Below are 16,510 nucleotides of genomic sequence, written 5' to 3' on the forward strand. Positions count from 1 at the left end.
GTCAGGCGCGCTCCGGAGCCCGGTTTTCCAGCTCGTCCTCGATATGCACGCGGATGATCTCCTCGAAGGACGTCTCGGCTCGAAAGCCGAGGGCTTCGGCGCGGCTTGCGTCAAAGCCCTTCGGCCAGCCGGCGATGATGCCGGCGATCGTCTCGTCCGGTTCGCGGCGGATGAGCTTCGTGGCGCCATCGCCCGCAACGCGGCGAAGCGCCTCGATCTGGTCGCCGACGGTGGCGCAAAGGCCCGGCATGGTGATGGTGCGCAACTGGCCGAGCGACCCGGTATCGAGTTCGGCCGCATGCAGCAGGAAGCCGACGGCGGCCCGCGGACTGGCGAACCAGTGGCGCACCGTCTCGCTGACGGGCAGGACGGCCGGCTCCCCGACCAGCGGCTCGCGCAGGATGGACGAGAAGAAGCCCGACGCGGCCTTGTTGGGCTTGCCCGGCCGGATCGAGATGGTCGGCAGGCGAATGCCGATGCCGTCGAAGAAGCCCTTCCGGGAATAATCCGCCAGCAGAAGCTCGTCGATCGCCTTCTGGGTGCCGTAGCTCGTCAGCGGGGTGAGGCATTGCGTGTCGCCGATCACCGCCGGCAGCGGCTCCCCGAACACCGCGATCGACGAGGTGAACACGACTCGCGGCCGGTAAGGGCGTTCGAGGCCGGCGCGGCGGATGGCTTCGAACAGTGCATGGGTGCCGCCGAGATTGACGCGGTAGCCCTTCTCGAAGTCCGCCTCGGCCTCGCCGGACACGATGGCGGCGAGGTGGAATATGATATCCGGACGGGAGGCGATAAGGGCCGCCGCGGCGCCGTCATGCGCGAGATCAGTCGCGATGGCCTCGACCTCTCCGTCGAAATCAGGCTTTTCCGGCGCCACGATATCGGCAAGGGTGAGGCGGCGTATCGGCTTGCCGGCCACCGTGCCGGCCCGCAGCAGCGCGTTCACCAGCTTGCGCCCGACCATGCCCGCCGCGCCGACTATCAGGATATGCATAGGCCAACTCCCTAGTTTGTGAGGCCGCGCTCGTCGACGGCGCGCGATGTGTCGCGAATGCGCAGGATATGCTCGGAGAATGCCGCCGCCACGGCCTCCGGATTGCGCATCTTCAGCGCCCGCACGATGAAACGGTGGTCTTCCAGGCTCTTCTCGATCGCACCGGGCTCGCCCATCGCGATGCGGCGATGGTCGAGCATGTAGGTGTAGAGATCGACCACGAAATCGGCGAGCAGCCGGTTGGTGGAGGCATAGTAGATCGTCAGGTGGAACTCACGGTCGCAGATCAGGAAGCGGACCGGGTCGTCGAGGGCCTGCTCCTGCGCGGCGATCGAATCCTCAAGGCGGCGGATATCGTCCGCGCTGAGATGGCGCGCGGCATCCGCCGCCACCGCGGTCTCGACAAGCAGCCGCGCCGCATGCACGGCCTCCAGGCTGTAGCCGTTGATGGAGGTGGGATCGGTGACGCCGATGCGCTGCGTGCGCACCGTCACGTCGACGCGGCAGACGCGGGTGCGCGCCCCCTGCGAGACCTGCACGACGCCTTCGCCGGCAAGAAGCTGGATCGCGCCGCGAACGGTTTCCCGGCTGACGGCCAGCATGGTGGAAAGCTCGCGCTCGCTCGGAAGCTCGTCGTCCAGTTGCAGGATTCCGGACGCGATCATGGAGATGATCTTGTCGCGGATCATCTCCTTGGCGGTCTGCTTGTGGATCGTCTCGTTCAGGGGCGAGAGGTTCGGCATGGCTTGCTCTGGCTGGACTGCTTTATAGACCAGTTAAGCCATCTGTTGCCAGCTGTCACCTCCCTTGTGGAAAAAATGCGCAAGGACTGCGACGCCGAGTGGTCTATTTCCACGACCAGTTTGGGGGCGTCAGGGCACGAAGACGGAGACGGCTTTTTCGAGGATCGCGAAGGTGACGGGGGTCGTGGTCTTCAACTCGCCGTCCAGGTTGACGGCGCGCGGTTTGCTCGTGCGAATGGTCAGCGCCTTCGTCGAGAAGGCGCGCACATCGTCCCATTCGCCCTGCGTGCCGTTCCTGAGGCTCGGCAGCAGCCGCAGCAGCCGCCACCAGTGGTCGACCTCCAGGCTGTAGAAATCGAGCATGCCGTCGGTGGCCGTCGCATCGGCATGCACGGTCATGCCGCCGCCGTAGAAGCGCCCGTTGCCGACGGAGACCTGCAGGGTTTTAAGCTCCTCGGCCTGCCCGTCATGTTCGAGCGTCGCGGTGAACAGACGGGAGCTCGCCAGCAGCCGGGCGGCCACCAGGCCATAACCCAGCTTGCCCCAGCGCTTCTTCGCCTTCTCGGTCAGCGACATGGCGAGATCGGCGCTGAAGCCGATGCTGGCGACATTGAAGAACGGGTGCTGGTTGGCCTGGCCGAGATCCACTTTCGTGGTGTTTCCCTTCGCGATCACGCCGATGGCAGACGGCAGGTCCAGCGGTATGCCCACCGTCTTCGCAAAATCATTGGCGGTGCCGAGCGGCAGCACGCCGAGCGGCAGGCCGGTATCGAGCAATCCCGGTGCCGCACCGTTCAGGCTGCCATCGCCACCCCCGACGATCGCCATATCGACGCGTGCGGCGTGCTCGCGAATGGCATCCGCCGCCGAGACATCCGCCGTCGGCGGCAGTTCGACATAGTCGATCTGCGCGCGGCTCAGCAGGTCACGAACTTGAGGAAGGCTTTCTCTGCCACGGCGCGAATTCGGATTGACCAAAAGCAATGCGGTCTTCGGTGTCATGCGGTCATTGTCTTTCGCTGGCTCAGCCCGGGCACCCTATATGCGCATTGCGACCCCCGCATTCAACGACGCCCCGCGATGCGGCGTCTGCAAGCCACACCTTCCTCGCGCTTCAGGCGATGCGCGCCTCCGCCGCCATGCACGATCACGCTCGTCATTTTACTGTTGTAAAAATGAAAATACATCTGTATCAAATTCGCCGTGGGCTTTGGGTTTTGGGAGAGAGCCCCCATGCAAAGCCCCTGTTCCATCATTCAGGCGGGAGGGATTTTCGCCTGCTCCAAGGGAGGTCATCATGAAGAAACTTGCCACGCTCCTGGCATGCGCCGCCGCGCTTGCCCTGCCGCTTTCCGTTTCGGCCCAGGACGCCGAGGGAACGACCAAGAAGGACAGCTACCGCTTCGTCGTCGTGCCGAAGGTCGTTCATCCGTGGTTCGACAAGGTGAACGAGGGCGCACAGGCCGCCGCGGCCGCGATCAAGGCGCAAACCGGTTCCAACGTCGAGGTCATCTACTCGGCGCCGCAGTCCGCTGACGTCGTGCAGCAGAACCAGATCATCGACAGCGCGCTTGCGACCCAGCCCGATGGCCTGGCGCTCGACCTGCTCGATCCGTCCGGCAACCGCGCCTCGCTGGAGGAAGCGCAGAACCAGAAGATTCCGCTGGTGATCTTCGATTCGATCCCGCCGGAAGGCATGGCCATCCCCTATATCGGCTCCGATTTCTGCGAGCAGGCCAAGATCGCGGCTCGCCGCCTCGTCGAGGTTCTCGGCGGCGAAGGCGAAGTCGCCATCATGCAGGGCGTGCCGACCGCGCCGAACCACTCGATCCGCGCCGAATGCCATCGCCAGGTCTTCGCAGAACATCCGGGCATCAAGGTCGTTGCCGAAGGCATCGACAATGACAGCATCGAGACGGCGCAGCAGCAGGCGGCCGCCATCATGCAGGCGAACCCGAACCTCAAGGGCTGGGTCGCATCCGACGCCGCGGGCCCGATCGGCATCGGCCAGGCGATCGTCGAAGCCGGCAAGCAGGGCCAGGTCACCCTCGTCGGCCTCGACAACCTGCCGGAAATGCTCGACATGATCCGCGACGGCGTGGCCGACAGCTCGTCCGCCTCGCAGCCGGAACTCCAGGGCTACTGGTCGGTCATGCTGCTCTGGGCGCAGGCGACGGGCGCCAAGGTGCCGGGTTACCTCGACACCGGCAACGCCTTCCTCACCAAGGAAAATGTGGGCGGCTGATCCGGCACGACCGGACTGACGCGAGGCGCGGGGCACTCCCCCCGCGCCTTTTCCATCTCATTCCTGTACGCAGGTGTCCCATGGCTTATCTCGAAACCCGCGGCCTTGGCCGGGACTTTCCCGGCGTGACCGCCCTCGACGGGGTCGATCTGACGATCGAACTCGGCCGCACGCACATTCTCGCCGGCGAGAATGGTGCGGGCAAATCCACCCTCGTGAAGATTCTCACCGGCACCGACCGGCCCTCCCGCGGCCAGGTGCTGATCGACGGGCGCGATCCGGCGGAGGATGCGAGCCTCTACAAGAATGTCGCCTATGTGCCGCAGGAGCTCAATCTCTTCCCGCAGATGAGCGTTGCGGAAAACCTCTTCATGCCGTTCGACAGAACGGGGCATGGCGGCCTCTTGGTCAATCGCAATGCGCTCGTCGAGGAAGCCCGGACCTATCTGGAACGCTTCGGCATCGAAGCCGATCCGCGCGACCTGGTCGCCAATATTTCCGTCTCCGACCAGCAGCTCTTGCAGATCGCCCGCGCCTGTACCAATGCCGCCATGAAGGTGCTCATCCTCGATGAGCCGACCTCGTCGCTGACGCGCGTCGAGGTTGACCGCGTCTTTAAGGTCATCCGCGGCCTGCTCGACCGCGACCACGCCATCGTCTTCATCAGCCACAAGATGGACGAGGTCTTCGCCATCGGCGACGACTACACGGTGCTGCGCAACGGCGAGAAGATCGAAAGCGGCCGGATCGCCGACATTGCCGAGGCGGACCTGATCCGCGCCATGTCCGGTCGGGACCTTTCCTTCGACGAACATTTCCGCCCGAAGGGGCCGGTCACCGACACGATCATGCAGGTGCGCGGCCTTTCCGGCGCACGCTTCCACGATGTCGATTTCGAATTGCGGCGCGGCGAGATCCTCGGCTTTGCCGGGCTTGTCGGCGCCGGCCGTTCGGAGGTCATGCAGACGATCTTCGGCTTCCTGAAGGCCAAGGCCGGCAGCGTGACGGTCGACGGCAAGCCGTGGACGCTCAACGACACTTCCGCCTCGGTCGACGGCGGCATGCTGTACCTCTCGGAAGAGCGCAAGCACCACGGCATCTTCCCGCTTCTGTCGCTGCGCGAAAACATCGGCATCTCCATCCTCTCGCTGACGAGGGGTGCCCTTGGCATCAGCGGCGGGCGCGAGCGCGAGGCGGTGCAGAGGATCATCGACGATTACGGCATCCGCACATCCGGCATGGGCAAGCGCATCTCGCAGCTTTCCGGCGGCAACCAGCAGAAGGCCATCATCGGCCGTGCGATGGCGACGCGACCGCGCGTACTGATCTTCGACGAGCCCACCAAGGGCATCGACATCCGCACCAAGACCGAGATCTACAAGATCATGAAGGGTCTGGCGGAGGAGGGCGTCGGCGTTATCCTCGTCTCATCCGAACTCGACGAACTCAAGAAATGCGCAAGCCGCATCGTGACCATGCATCACGGCCGCATCACCGGCGAGTTCGACACCACCAACACCAGCAACGAAACCCTCGTAGGCGCCATCTTCGGCACGGAGGCGAAAGCCCATGCAAACTAGTTCCACGCAAACCAGGCCCATACAGGCCAGGCCTTGGGCGATCCTGTCGCGCAGCCCGCTTGCCGGCGTCTTCGTTGCACTCGCCGTGATCTTCACGCTTTCCGCGCTGATCTCGCCCTATTTCCTCACGCCCTACAACCTGTCGGTCATCGCGCGCGGGCTCGCCTTCGTCGGTCTGATCACCATTGCGCAATCCATGCTGATGGTGCTGGGCGAACTCGACCTGTCGCTCGGCGTGATCGGCGGGCTTTGCGGCGTCATCTCCGGCATCCTCATGGTGCGGCTCGGCTTCGAGCCCTATTCGGCGATGCTGCTGGCGATCCTGCTCGGCGCCTGCCTCGGCCTCATCAACGGCCTGCTGGTGACGGTGCTGCGGCTGCATTCGCTGGTGCTCACCATCGGCACGGCCGGCATCTTCGGCGGCGCCAACCTGGTTTTGACGCGCGGCGTCGCGATCACCGGCATTCCAAAGGACGTGCACTATCTCGGCCGTGGCGACCTTCTCGGCGTTCCCGTGCCGTTCATCATCATGCTCGTGGCTTTGGCTGTCGCGACCTTCGTCATGCTGAAGACGCCCTTCGGCCGCTACATGTACGCGATCGGCAACAACCAGGCCGGCGCCCGCATGCTCGGCATCAAGGTCGACAAGGTGCGCCTTCTCGTCTTCACCGCCGCCGGCGCCATTGCTGCGCTCGCCGGCGTGCTGATGGTCGCCCGCCTCGGCACTGCCCAGCCGTCGATCGGCGAGACCTGGGTCCTGGCGCCGATCGCCGCCTCCGTCATCGGCGGCGTCGCCACCACCGGCGGCATCGGCAGCCCGATCGGGGCGATCTTCGGGGCGGGCATCATCGCCATCATCGAGAACATCATCGTGCTCTTCGGCGTGTCGCCCTATTGGCAGGGCATCGTCTCGGGTGCGATCGTCGTGCTCGCCATTTCCTTCGACGCCGTTTCCCGCCGCTATCTCCGCCGTGACGCTTGAAGCCGACGGCCGCATCGATCTGACGAAAGAAAGCAGAATGAACCAGGAAGTCAAAACGAAGAAGCTGATCAACGCGCCGGAAAACATCATCGCGGAGATGATCGAAGGCATGGTCGGCGCGCATCCGGACATGTTGCGCGTCGAGGGTGCGACGGGACGGGCGGTCGTCGCCGTGGACGGCCCGCGCGATGGCAAGGTGGGCATCGTCGTGGGCGGCGGCTCGGGCCATGAGCCGGCCTTTGCCGGCTATGTCGGGCGCGGCCTTGCCGATGCCGCCGCCGTCGGAAACATCTTCGCGTCTCCCTCGCCATCGCACATCGTCGAAGCGGCGCGCGCCGTCGATGGCGGCGTCGGCGTCGTCATGCTCTACGGCAACTACACGGGCGACGTGCTGAACTTCACCATGGCGGCCGAGGAGCTGGAACAGGCCGGCATCGCCGTGCGCCATGTCGCGGTCGCCGACGATGTCGCTTCCGCCCCGATCGAGCGCAAATCCGAACGCCGCGGCATTGCCGGCGACTTCTTCGTCTTCAAGATCGCCGGTGCAGCCGCCGATCTCGGCGAGCCGCTGGCGCGCGTCGAGGCGCTGGCGCAGGCCGCCAATGACGCGACCCGCTCGATGGGCGTGGCGCTCAGCCCCTGCTCGCTGCCGCAGACCGGCAAGCCGAATTTCACCATCGGCGACGACGAGATGGAAATCGGCATGGGCCTGCACGGCGAGCCCGGCATCCGCCGCCAGAAGCTCGCGCCGGTGGACGAGGTGAGCGACGAACTCGTGGAGGCGGTTCTAAAGGAGCTGGACCTCAAGGCGGGCGAACGCGTCGCCGTTCTCGTCAACGGCCTGGGCGCCACATCACAGATCGAGCTCTACCTCATCTTCCGTCGTGTCAAGCAGCGGCTCGATGCTCTTGGCATCGAGATCCACGCCTCCTGGGTCGGCGAATATGCCACCTCGCTGGAAATGGCCGGCGCCTCGGTGACGCTGATGAAGCTGGACGATACCCTGCAGGCCCTGCTCGACCATCCCTGCCGCACGCCGGCCCTCGTCGTCGGCGCCTTCGAGAAGACCGACGACATCGCGATCCGCAGCCGCAAGGCGGTGAAGCTTGCCGAAAGCGGCGCCGCCGTGCAGGAAAAGCCCCGTGAGCTGTTGACCGAGGGCGACGTCACGCCGGCGATCTTCAAGACGATGATGCATGCCGTCGGCGACGAGATCATCGCGGAGAAGAACTGGCTTTCCGAACTCGACGGCGTGATTGGCGACGGCGACCATGGCGTGACGATGGAAATCGGCTGGAAGGCCGTGCAGCGCGCGCTGGAAGATACCCAGGACGACGAGACGATCGAAGGCATCTGCAAGCGCATGGCCAAGGCCTTCCTCGATGCCGTCGGCGCCTCCTCCGGCCCGCTTTATGCCACGGCGTTCCTGCGCGCCGGCACGGCCGTCAGCCACCGCCTCAACCTCGACGGCGCAGGCATGGCCGAATGGCTGAGTGCCGCCTGCCAGGGCATTCGCGACCGCGGCCGCGCCGAACAGGGCGACAAGACGATGATCGACGCCTGGGTGCCGGCGGTCGAGGCGGGCTTTCGTGTTGCCAAGGACGGCGGCTCCACGCTGGACGTGCTGGTTGCCGCCCGCGATGGCGGGGAGGCCGGCATGAAGGCGACGGCGGCGCTCGAATCCCGGCGCGGCCGCTCGGCGAAACTCGGCGAACGCTCCGTCGGCCATATCGACCCCGGTGCCGCCTCGACCTATGTGACGCTGCGCGCCATGGCGGAGGCGCTTCGCAAGGCGCTCGCTTGATTTGAGACTTGAAAAGTTGACGCTTTTCCGGGCGCAAAACCGCTGCGCACTTTTGCTGGAATAGCTTTCAGCGCGGGCCTTGCAGCAAGGCCCGCGCGACACCCTCATTGGTGACGAGCCGGTTGACATAGCCGGCGCGCAGGATCGCCCGGATGATCGGGATCTTGCGGATACCGCCGGACACCAGTACGGAAATCGGCTTCAGCTTCAGCTTGTCCGGCGGTAGCGCGATGATCGAATCGTTCAGAAAATGATCGATCGCCTGGCCGCGCGCATCGAGGAACCACCCCATGAACTCGCCGACGGCGCCGCGCTTCAGCACCGTATCGAGATTGTCCTTCACGACGCGGATCTGGGTCAGCGACGTATCCTGCGCCAAGGCCCCGCAGGAGACGATGCCGATATCGGCAATCTCGGTGCGTGCCAGCACGTCCGTCAATTCGTCGTTGAGCAGCAGCGCATTGCGGCTTTCGGGATTGGCGCAGTAGATCGGCGCCGTCAGATAGTGACATTCGACGCCGAGCGCGCGCGCAAACGCTGTCGCAACTTCGAACGTGTTGGTGGCCGAGCCGCTGGTGACACCACCGGTGAGCCCGACGACCCAGCTTTCGGATTTCGGCCGGGCGCGCAGGCTGCGCACGGCAAAGCTCAGCGTGCGCCCGGAGCCGATGCCGACCCCCATGTCGCGCCCCTCGATCAGTTCGCTCGCCAGCGAACCGGCCGCCTCGCCGATGACCCGCTTCTGCTCCAGATAATCGTCGAGATCGGGCACCACCAGCGCATCGACCAGGCCGTAGCGGGCAGAAACCTTTTCGGCGAGTTCGATACAGTCGGTCAAAGGCAGGCTGACATTGACCTGCACGCTGCCGGATTCCCGCACCTGGCCGATGATCTTGTTGACCTTCAGCCGCGTGATGTTCATGCGCTGGGCGATTTCCTGCTGGGTCTGCCCGCCGATGAAATAGAGCCATGCGACGCGCGCGCGCTCCAGTTCCTCATCGAAATGTCCCCAGTCTTCGCCCACGCCGTGCACTCTCCCCAAATCGTTTCTTTCGATACGCCAACTGGTGGGCCATGGGCAACCGCGGATTGATCAGCGCTGAAGCGTGATATGTCCCAGGCGAAGCAGGTTAATGACTCCCTGGATATTGACTCCCTCTGCAACGCGCCCGAAACATTACTTTAGCGATCAAGGGAGGCGAACGATGGCTGACGAGCAGACCCCAGGCACCAATTCCGACGTTGCAGCGGCGATTGCCGGCGTGACCCCGCCGGCGGTCAAGAAGCAGCGCGCCCCGAGAGTGAAGAAGGTGGCTGCGGAAGCCAAGGCAAAATCGTCGCCCTCCCAGCCGGCAAAGGTCTCCGATGCCCGCAAGAAGCGCGCCGGCAATGGCGCCGAGGTGACGCCCGCGGCCGAACCCGTTGCCGCCAAGCGCCAGCGCAGCAACGTCGCGCCGAAAAAACAGGCTGCTGTTGCCGTCAGCGCGCCTGCTTCGGCCGGTGACGAGATGGCCGAGCTTCTTCAGCTGGAAGAAGAGAACAAGCGGCTTCGCAAGATCCTGGCTGAGAAGCTTCGCGCGGAAAATGCCGACCTGCGAAAGAAGCTCGGTCTCGCCTGATCGGCGGGCACATTCGGGGCTGCAGACACGATCGGCCCTAGCCATGACATCGTCGGTAGCGAAAATGCGCTGAGGCTCACGTCCCGAGTCGGATTGGCGCGTCATGTCCGTCGTGACGCGAATGCTCGAGGTTGAAGCACGATGAAATCACCATGGAAGTTTATCGGGAACCTGATCTCGCGGGGCCGGCCGGCAGACGCTGACAATGGCCAGGATGCGGAGCCTGCCCACGCAGAGACGCGCGCCGAGCCCGCGCAGGAAGACACGCTTCCCGTAACAGAGCTGCCGCCTGAGCCGCCCGCCGATGTTGTTTCGCCGATTCCTGAAACGGAACCGGCAGAGGAAGAGGCGAGGGTGCCCGAGCGGTCCGCCCGCGTTCGCGCCAAGGCACGCACGGCGCCGAAACGACGCGAGGCCATCAAAGAGCTTGCAACGCGCAGGAAGCGGGTTGGCCGGGCGAAGAAGGCTTCGATCGATACGGCAAACGCGCCGGACAACCAGGCAGAAAGCGCCGCAAACACGCAGGACCACTTCCAGACCGAGGTGGAAAATGTGGATGCGGATGTCCGGCGGCTGAGGCGCCAACTGGCGGATGTGCTGGTTTTGCAGAACGCACAGCTCAAGAAGATGCTGGAGCGATTTGGCGTTTCTTGATCACGCGGCCGTCTTGCGGATGCCCACCCGTTCGAGCATCTCGACAAGCTGCGCGCGCTCCGCTTCGAGCCGCTTGCGCAACTGTACCCTGAGCTTCCGATTGGCGTCTTCAAGCTCGATCAACACGTCGTAGGTCGGGACGGCTGCGGGCGTCGCCGTCGGTTTCCGGCTTGGCTGCGGTTTCGCTGCGCTACGTTTACGCGCCGGCTGCCGCTTTGCGACCTCTGGCGGAGCCGCTTCGACGGGCTCGGGCGTCGGGATGATCTCGGGCGCCTCGATGGGTGCAGGTGCTTCCGCGACCTCTTCAACCAAGGCCGGTTCAGCAGCCGGCGGTTCTGCCGCAACCGGCTGCTCCACGAAAATACTTGGTGCCTCGATCTCGGCCTCGCGGGCAAGGGCCTTGAAGTCCGTGTCACCCCAGATAGACGATGCCTGGGCTTTTGACTGCCGGCGGCTGTTCTTTTTCACGACGACAAAGCTGCGCTGCGATTTCATGCGCGGGTAGACCTTTGGCTCAAAGTTTTGCCTCGCAGAAAACAAGGCTCGGCGTCGCATACATTAGTTGCGGCTACGATACAATCGATCGAGGGAATGGGGGTTCAGGCCAGGCCGAGCTTCTTGCGCAACTCGCTGTTCTCGGTGCGCAGCTTTTCGGCGAGCAGGCCGCGAAGGCGGATGTTTTCCGCTTCGAGCGCAAGCAAATCCGAGAGCCCATCGTCCTGGGATGCGGGTGCGGCAGGTTTCGCGTCCGCCGTCGGCACTGCCCGCTTCCACTGGTAAAAAGTCTGGTCTGAAATGCCGGCGTCCGCGGCAGCGGCCTTCAACGTCGATCCCTCGCTCAGGCGGCGCTCGATTTGAGCGAGCTTTTCTGCCTTCTCGCTTTCGGAGTGCCGGCGCGACTTCGAGGGCGAGACAGCAGGAGTCACGACCGGTGCTGCCACTTCCTTGCGCTTTGCCGGAGGCCGACGCTTCTTTGTCTCGGCAGGGACTGCGGCCGGGGTGGCCTCAACCGCTTGGGTGCTCGCATCGAGATTTGGTTCGTCTGCCATCGTAAACTCCAACTGAACAAGGGCTTTTGTCATCTGTGCGGCCACGGGAGTCAAGCCAAAGGAAATGTAAGGGTGGCAGGCCCGATAAGTTCCATAACAAGTCCTATGTGACTTTGGCGGATGGGCTGTCCGCGTTTGCGCCTTTCAAGGCGCCACCTGCTCCTGGCCGGCGGCGGACATGGCTGACAGGAGCGCGATGGCCTCGGGCAGCAGGTGGGGATGCCGGTCGAAGCGGAAGAGGGTTTGTTGCGGGAGGCGGAGGGCCTCGGCGCCGGCTTCGGTGAGGTGGAGCGTGATGCCTTCCGGTGTGGCGGCGAGCGCGAGGAGGTCGCGGCCGTCGCAGGCGAGGTCCTGGTCGGTGCGCTCGATATACAGGAGGTCCTCGATCAGGGGCGGGATTTCGCCGCTGCGGGTGCGGCCGCAGGCGAAATGCAGGATGTCGAGCGGGTTTTCGGGCGAGATGAAGCCGAGCGAGAGGACCAGTAGGTCGTGCTGTTCGGTGAAGACCTCTTCGACCTGGAAGGTGCCGGATGATTGCGCCATCGGGTTATCATGACCGGCGTGGACGATCGCTTCAAGGCTTTTGCGGAACCCCGGCGGGGCTGATAGCATTTGGGCGGCATGACCTATGAACTGTACTACTGGAGCGGCATTCAGGGCCGCGGGGAATATGTGCGGCTGGCGCTGGAGGCGGCGGGCGCGCCCTATCGCGATGTCGCGCGGGAGGATGGCGACCGGGTGCTCTCTGCTTTCGGAAAGGGGATCGAGACGCCCTCCTTCGCGCCGCCGTTCCTGAAGGATGGGGCGGTGGTCGTCGGACAGGTGGCGGCGATCCTGCTCTATCTCGGCGACCGGCTGGAGCTTGCGCCGAAGGACGAACGGCTGCGGCTGTGGACGCACCAGATTCAGCTCACCATCGCCGATTTCGTCGTGGAGGGGCATGATGTACACCACCCGATTGGCGCCGGACAATATTACGAGGACCAGAAGCCGGAATCGCTGCGCCGGGCCGAGGAGTTCCGCGACGAGCGCGTGCCGAAATTCCTCGACTGGTTCGAGACCATCCTGGAGCGTAATCCCGCCGGCCCCGACCACCTCGTCGGCGATCGGCTGACTTATGCCGATCTCTCGCTGTTCCAGGTGATGAGCGGGCTTTCCTATGCCTTCCCGCGGCTGATGGAGCGGCTTTACGGCGACTATCCGAAGATAGCCGCCGTCTCGGCCGCCGTGGCGAAACATCCCCCCATCGCCGCCTATCTGAAAAGCGACCGACGGCTCGCGCCGAACGAGGACGACATCTTCCGCCATTATCCGGAACTCGACCCGTAATCTCGGCCGCCAAACGGTTTTAGTGGCCGGTGGGCAGGGTCTCCGGGAAGGGGATGAACTCGGCCTTGTCGTCCGGCGGCAGGCGGAAGCGGCCGTGTTCGAAATCGCCCTTGATCCAGGCTTCCCGCGCGGCCTCCAGCTTCTCCTTCGAGGAGGCCACGAAGTTCCAGGCGATGTAGCGCGGCCCGTTCATCGTCTCGCCGCCGAGCAGCATCAGGCGGGCGCCCGCCTCGCCTGCGGTAACGGTGATCGGATCGCCGGGGCGAAACACCATCATCCGGCCGGCCAGAAATTCCTCGCCGGCGATCAGCACGGAGCCCTGCGTGACGTAGAGGCCGCGGTCCTCGTGGTTGTCGGGCAGCGGCAGCTTGGCGCCGGCTTCGAGCACCGCATCGGCGTAGAACATCTCGGAGAAGGTTTTCACCGGCGCGCGCTCGCCCCAGGCATTGCCGAGGATGAGGCGCACTTCCTTGCCCTCGCCGGTGAGGAACGGCAGGGCGTCGGCGCCCTGATGTTCGAAGCTTGCGGGCTTGTCCTCGTCGGCTTCCGGCAGCGCGACCCAGGTCTGGATGCCGAACAGCGAATGGCGTTTCGCGCGGGTCTCGGGGCTGGTGCGCTCGGAATGGGTTACGCCGTTGCCGGCGACCATCCAGTTCACCTCGCCCGGATAGATCATCTGGTTGGTGCCGAGGCTGTCGCGGTGCTGGAACTCGCCCTGGTAGAGATAGGTGACGGTGGCAAGGCCGATATGGGGATGCGGGCGCACGTCGATGCCGCCGTCATGCAGGAATTCGGCCGGTCCCATCTGGTCGAAGAAGATGAAGGGGCCGACCATCTGGCGCTCCGGCGCCGGCAGCGCGCGGCGCACCTCGAAGCCACCGAGATCGCGGGCGCGGGGCACGATCAGCATCTCGATGTCGTCGACCGTGCCGGCCTCGGGACATTGCGGTTCAATACCGGGCATCCAGCTCATGGTTTTTTCTCCTCGTTGGATTGTTTGAAAGCCGGCCCCGGGGCGGGAGCCGGCCGCTTTCGTGCACCTTATCCCTGATCGGCAAGGAAGGCAGCAATGGCGTCGATCTCCGGCTGGCGCACCTCATGGCCGCCATCGTGCAGCGCGAGATCGACCGAAGCGCCCTCGCCTTCCAGATAGGCGGCGAGCTTCTCCGTCAGCGGCAGCGGGCAGATCGGATCGCGCCTTCCGGCGGTGATCAGGATTTTTCGCCCGGCAAGCGCTGCGTTTGGCGCGGGTGTCCAGGGGATCAGCGGATGCATCAGCACCGCGCGGTCGAACAGGTCCGGCGCCTCGAAAAGCACGGCGGCGAGGATGTTCGCACCGTTGGAATAGCCGAGGCCGTAGATCGGCGTCCCGGGGTTTTCGGCCTTATGGGCGCGGATGAAGTCCGCCATCTTTTTGGTGCGCAGCGCAAGGTCCGCCATGTCGTAGACCCCTTCCCCCGTGCGGCGGAAGAAGCGGTTTGCGCCATGTTCGGAGACGTCGCCGCGCGGCGAGACGATGCCGGCGGCGGGCAGGATCTGGTGCACGAGGCCGGTGAACTGGTGTTCGTCGCCGCCGGTGCCGTGGAAGGTGAAGACCAGCGGCGCGCCGGCTTCCGGCGTCCGGGCGAAATGGTGGTAGGCGTCACGGGACATGATGGTCTCCCTGAAACAAAGAGGAGGCCGCCGGCTGGAGGAAGCCGGTGGCGGGATCGCAATTTAGTCGACGATCGGCGGCAGGATCTCTTCGATCTGCGCGCGCAGATGGTCGTGCTGGCGCGGCAGCTTCAACGCCTGGCCGAGATGGGCGGTGTCCTCGTCGCGGTTGAAGCCGGGCTCGTTGGTCGCCACTTCGAACAGCACGCCGCCCGGCGTGCGGAAGTAGATCGCCCAGAAATAATCGCGGTCGATCACCGGGGTGACGTGGTAGCCGGTATCCATCAGCGCCTTGCGCACCTCTTCCTGCGCCGCGCGGTTTTCCACCGCGAAGGCGACGTGGTGCACGGAGCCGGCACCCTGGCGGGCGGACGGCGCGCCGGGCAGCACTTCGAGGTCGATGACATCAGCGCCGTTGCCATCCTTGACGGCATAGCGGGTCATCGCGCCGCGGCGGTCGATTTCCTCATAGCCCATATATTTCAGGAGTTCGCCGGTGGCGCCGCCATCGCGCAGCCGCATGGTCACGCCGTGGAAACCGTGCACGCCCTCAGCGGCCGGAACCGTGCCGCCGGCAAAGGGCAGGCGCTTGTCGCCGTCGACCTCGGTCAGCGCGAAGCCGTCGCCATCGGGGCCGAGGAAGCGCAGGCGCTTCTCGCCGAAGGCTTCGTCTTCCGCAAGGCCGGTCAGGCCTGTGCCGGAAAAGCGCTCCTTCCAGTAACCGAGCGAACCCTTCGGCACGGAAAACACCGTCTCGGAGACTTCGCCGGCGCCGCGGTTGCCCTTGGCGATGTGCGGGAAGGGGAAATAGGTCATGACCGTGCCGGCCGAGCCGGTCTCGTCGCCGTAATAGAGATGGTAGACGTCCGGCGCGTCGAAGTTGACCGTCTTCTTGACGCGGCGAAGCCCGAGCGTCTTGGTGAAGAAGTCGTTGTTTTCCTGTGCGTCGGCCGCCATCGAGGTGACGTGGTGCAGGCCTTTGATCTGGGTAAGCATGGATTTGTCCTCGCTCTCGGTTCATTCGTTGAGCAAGAGATAACCTTCCTTAGCCTTCACCAGAAGATCCATAATATTGCATATATTGTTGACGTTTTCGCAATAGTGCCGATTGCGTTGCGCGGCTGGGCGGCGTCGACTAAGGTCAAATCCACCCGCAGACATGGTTGAGAGATTGCCGTTGACGCTTCCCGACAAAGACCCGGCCCATAAAGACCTGACATGCGTGGGCCTCTATTTCGGCACGCCCGAAGCCCCCAGCCTCACCACGGTGCCGATCCGGGCCGCGGGCTTTTCCGTCACCAGCATCTGCAAGGAATTCGAGCCGGGCGGGGCAAACGACGTGCCCCTTCCCGCGGCTGACGCCTATTTCCTCATGCTCTACCTGGAGGATGCCGCGCACGCCGATATCCGCGCCGACGGGTCGGCGACGCCGGTGCGCCACTACGAGCGCGGCTCGATCTGCCTGGTCGACCTGGAAGACGGTGCGCGCATCCGCCTCGCGAGCCGGCTTCGCGCGCTTGCCTTCGTTTTGCCCAAGGCGTTGTTCGACGAGGCGGCTGCGCTGTCGCCGGGTGTCGCGAGCCGCCGGCTGGTCTGCCGGCGCGGCGCACCGGATTCCGTGCTCGGCAATCTCGGCACGGCGCTGCTGGCACTGCTTGGAAGTCGCGCGGAGCCCTCGCCGCCCGCGCTGCTGCGCCATGTCGCGGTGGCGATCTGCGCCCATCTGCTGCACCAGTACGGCGAGAAACCCGCCGTCTGGGACCGCAGGCACCTGAATTGACGGGAGGGAGGCCGCGGTGAACGAAGCATTTTTTGCAGATCCCGCCAGGGCGGCTGCTCTTCCGCGCAGGGCGATCCT

General features: G+C 64.9%; 19 protein-coding genes. 8 read left to right on the forward strand and 11 right to left on the reverse strand.

Annotated features, from left to right (window positions below; genetic code table 11):
• Nucleotide 1: 1 nt before the first annotated feature.
• From denD to AC1RWL_RS29110, 4 genes are all read right to left on the reverse strand, one after another.
• Nucleotides 2–994, reverse strand: coding sequence for a D-erythronate dehydrogenase (denD, locus tag AC1RWL_RS29095; protein WP_493096959.1), 993 nt, complete (start codon nucleotides 992–994; stop codon nucleotides 2–4).
• 11 nt (nucleotides 995–1,005) lie between these two features.
• Entirely contained in the window at nucleotides 1,006–1,737 is a 732-nt protein-coding gene (locus AC1RWL_RS29100; RefSeq protein ID WP_493096958.1) for a FadR/GntR family transcriptional regulator, read from the reverse strand.
• 129 nt (nucleotides 1,738–1,866) lie between these two features.
• On the reverse strand, nucleotides 1,867–2,739 hold the full coding sequence (locus AC1RWL_RS29105) for a lipid kinase (protein WP_256119194.1): 873 nt from the start codon (nucleotides 2,737–2,739) through the stop codon (nucleotides 1,867–1,869).
• Between the two features lie 62 nt (nucleotides 2,740–2,801).
• Nucleotides 2,802–2,993 carry a hypothetical protein gene (locus AC1RWL_RS29110; protein ID WP_493158573.1) on the reverse strand — a complete coding sequence of 64 codons (192 nt, stop codon included), beginning with the start codon at nucleotides 2,991–2,993 and terminating at the stop codon, nucleotides 2,802–2,804.
• Nucleotides 2,994–3,034: 41 nt separating this feature from the next.
• On the opposite strand from AC1RWL_RS29110, the gene AC1RWL_RS29115 reads away from it, so the two are divergent.
• The 4 genes from AC1RWL_RS29115 (at nucleotide 3,035) to dhaL (ending at nucleotide 8,348) form a co-directional block, all read left to right on the forward strand.
• A complete protein-coding gene (locus tag AC1RWL_RS29115) occupies nucleotides 3,035–3,982 on the forward strand; it encodes a substrate-binding domain-containing protein (protein WP_256119195.1) in 948 nt (315 codons plus the stop codon).
• An 80-nt stretch (nucleotides 3,983–4,062) separates the two neighbouring features.
• Nucleotides 4,063–5,562 carry a sugar ABC transporter ATP-binding protein gene (locus AC1RWL_RS29120; RefSeq protein ID WP_493096957.1) on the forward strand — a complete coding sequence of 500 codons (1,500 nt, stop codon included), beginning with the start codon at nucleotides 4,063–4,065 and terminating at the stop codon, nucleotides 5,560–5,562.
• Complete coding sequence (locus AC1RWL_RS29125) at nucleotides 5,552–6,544, forward strand: ABC transporter permease (RefSeq protein WP_023515831.1); 993 nt, start codon at nucleotides 5,552–5,554, stop codon at nucleotides 6,542–6,544. Before AC1RWL_RS29120 ends, AC1RWL_RS29125 begins: the two co-directional genes overlap by 11 nt.
• A gap of 37 nt (nucleotides 6,545–6,581) precedes the next feature.
• A complete protein-coding gene (dhaL, locus tag AC1RWL_RS29130; RefSeq protein ID WP_493096956.1) occupies nucleotides 6,582–8,348 on the forward strand; it encodes a dihydroxyacetone kinase subunit DhaL in 1,767 nt (588 codons plus the stop codon).
• 67 nt (nucleotides 8,349–8,415) lie between these two features.
• On the opposite strand, the gene AC1RWL_RS29135 is transcribed toward dhaL, so the two are convergent.
• A complete protein-coding gene (locus tag AC1RWL_RS29135) occupies nucleotides 8,416–9,372 on the reverse strand; it encodes a sugar-binding transcriptional regulator (protein WP_256119198.1) in 957 nt (318 codons plus the stop codon).
• 181 nt (nucleotides 9,373–9,553) lie between these two features.
• On the opposite strand from AC1RWL_RS29135, the gene AC1RWL_RS29140 reads away from it, so the two are divergent.
• A complete protein-coding gene (locus AC1RWL_RS29140) occupies nucleotides 9,554–9,967 on the forward strand; it encodes a SyrB-like regulator (protein WP_493096955.1) in 414 nt (137 codons plus the stop codon).
• Nucleotides 9,968–10,108: 141 nt separating this feature from the next.
• Nucleotides 10,109–10,621, forward strand: a complete 513-nt coding sequence (locus AC1RWL_RS29145) for a hypothetical protein (RefSeq protein ID WP_493096954.1) — start codon at nucleotides 10,109–10,111, stop codon at nucleotides 10,619–10,621.
• On the opposite strand, the gene AC1RWL_RS29150 is transcribed toward AC1RWL_RS29145, so the two are convergent.
• From AC1RWL_RS29150 to AC1RWL_RS29160, 3 genes are all read right to left on the reverse strand, one after another.
• Complete coding sequence (locus AC1RWL_RS29150) at nucleotides 10,622–11,116, reverse strand: hypothetical protein (protein WP_493096953.1); 495 nt, start codon at nucleotides 11,114–11,116, stop codon at nucleotides 10,622–10,624.
• Nucleotides 11,117–11,220: 104 nt separating this feature from the next.
• A complete protein-coding gene (locus AC1RWL_RS29155; protein ID WP_493096952.1) occupies nucleotides 11,221–11,703 on the reverse strand; it encodes a transposase in 483 nt (160 codons plus the stop codon).
• A gap of 111 nt (nucleotides 11,704–11,814) precedes the next feature.
• Complete coding sequence (locus AC1RWL_RS29160; protein WP_493096951.1) at nucleotides 11,815–12,213, reverse strand: hypothetical protein; 399 nt, start codon at nucleotides 12,211–12,213, stop codon at nucleotides 11,815–11,817.
• A gap of 78 nt (nucleotides 12,214–12,291) precedes the next feature.
• Between AC1RWL_RS29160 and AC1RWL_RS29165 the strand changes: the two genes are divergently transcribed.
• Nucleotides 12,292–12,999: a glutathione S-transferase gene (locus AC1RWL_RS29165; RefSeq protein WP_493096950.1), complete on the forward strand. Its 708-nt coding sequence runs from the start codon at nucleotides 12,292–12,294 to the stop codon at nucleotides 12,997–12,999.
• 19 nt (nucleotides 13,000–13,018) lie between these two features.
• Here AC1RWL_RS29165 and AC1RWL_RS29170 read toward each other — a convergent pair whose 3' ends face one another.
• The 3 genes from AC1RWL_RS29170 to AC1RWL_RS29180 all read right to left on the reverse strand — a co-directional run bounded on the left by AC1RWL_RS29170 (nucleotide 13,019) and on the right by AC1RWL_RS29180 (nucleotide 15,648).
• On the reverse strand, nucleotides 13,019–13,972 hold the full coding sequence (locus AC1RWL_RS29170) for a pirin family protein (protein ID WP_439617260.1): 954 nt from the start codon (nucleotides 13,970–13,972) through the stop codon (nucleotides 13,019–13,021).
• A 68-nt stretch (nucleotides 13,973–14,040) separates the two neighbouring features.
• A complete protein-coding gene (locus AC1RWL_RS29175) occupies nucleotides 14,041–14,652 on the reverse strand; it encodes an alpha/beta hydrolase (protein ID WP_493096949.1) in 612 nt (203 codons plus the stop codon).
• A 63-nt stretch (nucleotides 14,653–14,715) separates the two neighbouring features.
• Nucleotides 14,716–15,648, reverse strand: a complete 933-nt coding sequence (locus tag AC1RWL_RS29180; protein WP_493096948.1) for a ring-cleaving dioxygenase — start codon at nucleotides 15,646–15,648, stop codon at nucleotides 14,716–14,718.
• Nucleotides 15,649–15,874: 226 nt separating this feature from the next.
• Between AC1RWL_RS29180 and AC1RWL_RS29185 the strand changes: the two genes are divergently transcribed.
• Nucleotides 15,875–16,432 carry a hypothetical protein gene (locus AC1RWL_RS29185; RefSeq protein WP_493158575.1) on the forward strand — a complete coding sequence of 186 codons (558 nt, stop codon included), beginning with the start codon at nucleotides 15,875–15,877 and terminating at the stop codon, nucleotides 16,430–16,432.
• Nucleotides 16,433–16,510: the final 78 nt, after the last annotated feature.

Source organism: Shinella sp. GW821-FHT10F02 (assembly GCF_058809275.1).

What these genes read in the sequence shown, in the direction of transcription:
- AC1RWL_RS29125 (WP_023515831.1), top strand. Translation starts at nt 5,552, where the DNA reads ATGCAAACTAGTTCCACGCAAACCAGGCCCATACAGGCCAGGCCTTGG.
- AC1RWL_RS29180 (WP_493096948.1), bottom strand. Translation starts at nt 15,648, where the DNA reads ATGCTTACCCAGATCAAAGGCCTGCACCACGTCACCTCGATGGCGGCC.
- AC1RWL_RS29105 (WP_256119194.1), bottom strand. Translation starts at nt 2,739, where the DNA reads ATGACACCGAAGACCGCATTGCTTTTGGTCAATCCGAATTCGCGCCGT.
- AC1RWL_RS29150 (WP_493096953.1), bottom strand. Translation starts at nt 11,116, where the DNA reads ATGAAATCGCAGCGCAGCTTTGTCGTCGTGAAAAAGAACAGCCGCCGG.
- AC1RWL_RS29160 (WP_493096951.1), bottom strand. Translation starts at nt 12,213, where the DNA reads ATGGCGCAATCATCCGGCACCTTCCAGGTCGAAGAGGTCTTCACCGAA.
- AC1RWL_RS29110 (WP_493158573.1), bottom strand. Translation starts at nt 2,993, where the DNA reads ATGATGGAACAGGGGCTTTGCATGGGGGCTCTCTCCCAAAACCCAAAG.
- AC1RWL_RS29155 (WP_493096952.1), bottom strand. Translation starts at nt 11,703, where the DNA reads ATGACAAAAGCCCTTGTTCAGTTGGAGTTTACGATGGCAGACGAACCA.
- AC1RWL_RS29100 (WP_493096958.1), bottom strand. Translation starts at nt 1,737, where the DNA reads ATGCCGAACCTCTCGCCCCTGAACGAGACGATCCACAAGCAGACCGCC.
- AC1RWL_RS29120 (WP_493096957.1), top strand. Translation starts at nt 4,063, where the DNA reads ATGGCTTATCTCGAAACCCGCGGCCTTGGCCGGGACTTTCCCGGCGTG.
- AC1RWL_RS29175 (WP_493096949.1), bottom strand. Translation starts at nt 14,652, where the DNA reads ATGTCCCGTGACGCCTACCACCATTTCGCCCGGACGCCGGAAGCCGGC.
- AC1RWL_RS29140 (WP_493096955.1), top strand. Translation starts at nt 9,554, where the DNA reads ATGGCTGACGAGCAGACCCCAGGCACCAATTCCGACGTTGCAGCGGCG.
- denD (WP_493096959.1), bottom strand. Translation starts at nt 994, where the DNA reads ATGCATATCCTGATAGTCGGCGCGGCGGGCATGGTCGGGCGCAAGCTG.
- AC1RWL_RS29170 (WP_439617260.1), bottom strand. Translation starts at nt 13,972, where the DNA reads ATGAGCTGGATGCCCGGTATTGAACCGCAATGTCCCGAGGCCGGCACG.
- AC1RWL_RS29165 (WP_493096950.1), top strand. Translation starts at nt 12,292, where the DNA reads ATGACCTATGAACTGTACTACTGGAGCGGCATTCAGGGCCGCGGGGAA.
- dhaL (WP_493096956.1), top strand. Translation starts at nt 6,582, where the DNA reads ATGAACCAGGAAGTCAAAACGAAGAAGCTGATCAACGCGCCGGAAAAC.
- AC1RWL_RS29115 (WP_256119195.1), top strand. Translation starts at nt 3,035, where the DNA reads ATGAAGAAACTTGCCACGCTCCTGGCATGCGCCGCCGCGCTTGCCCTG.
- AC1RWL_RS29145 (WP_493096954.1), top strand. Translation starts at nt 10,109, where the DNA reads ATGAAATCACCATGGAAGTTTATCGGGAACCTGATCTCGCGGGGCCGG.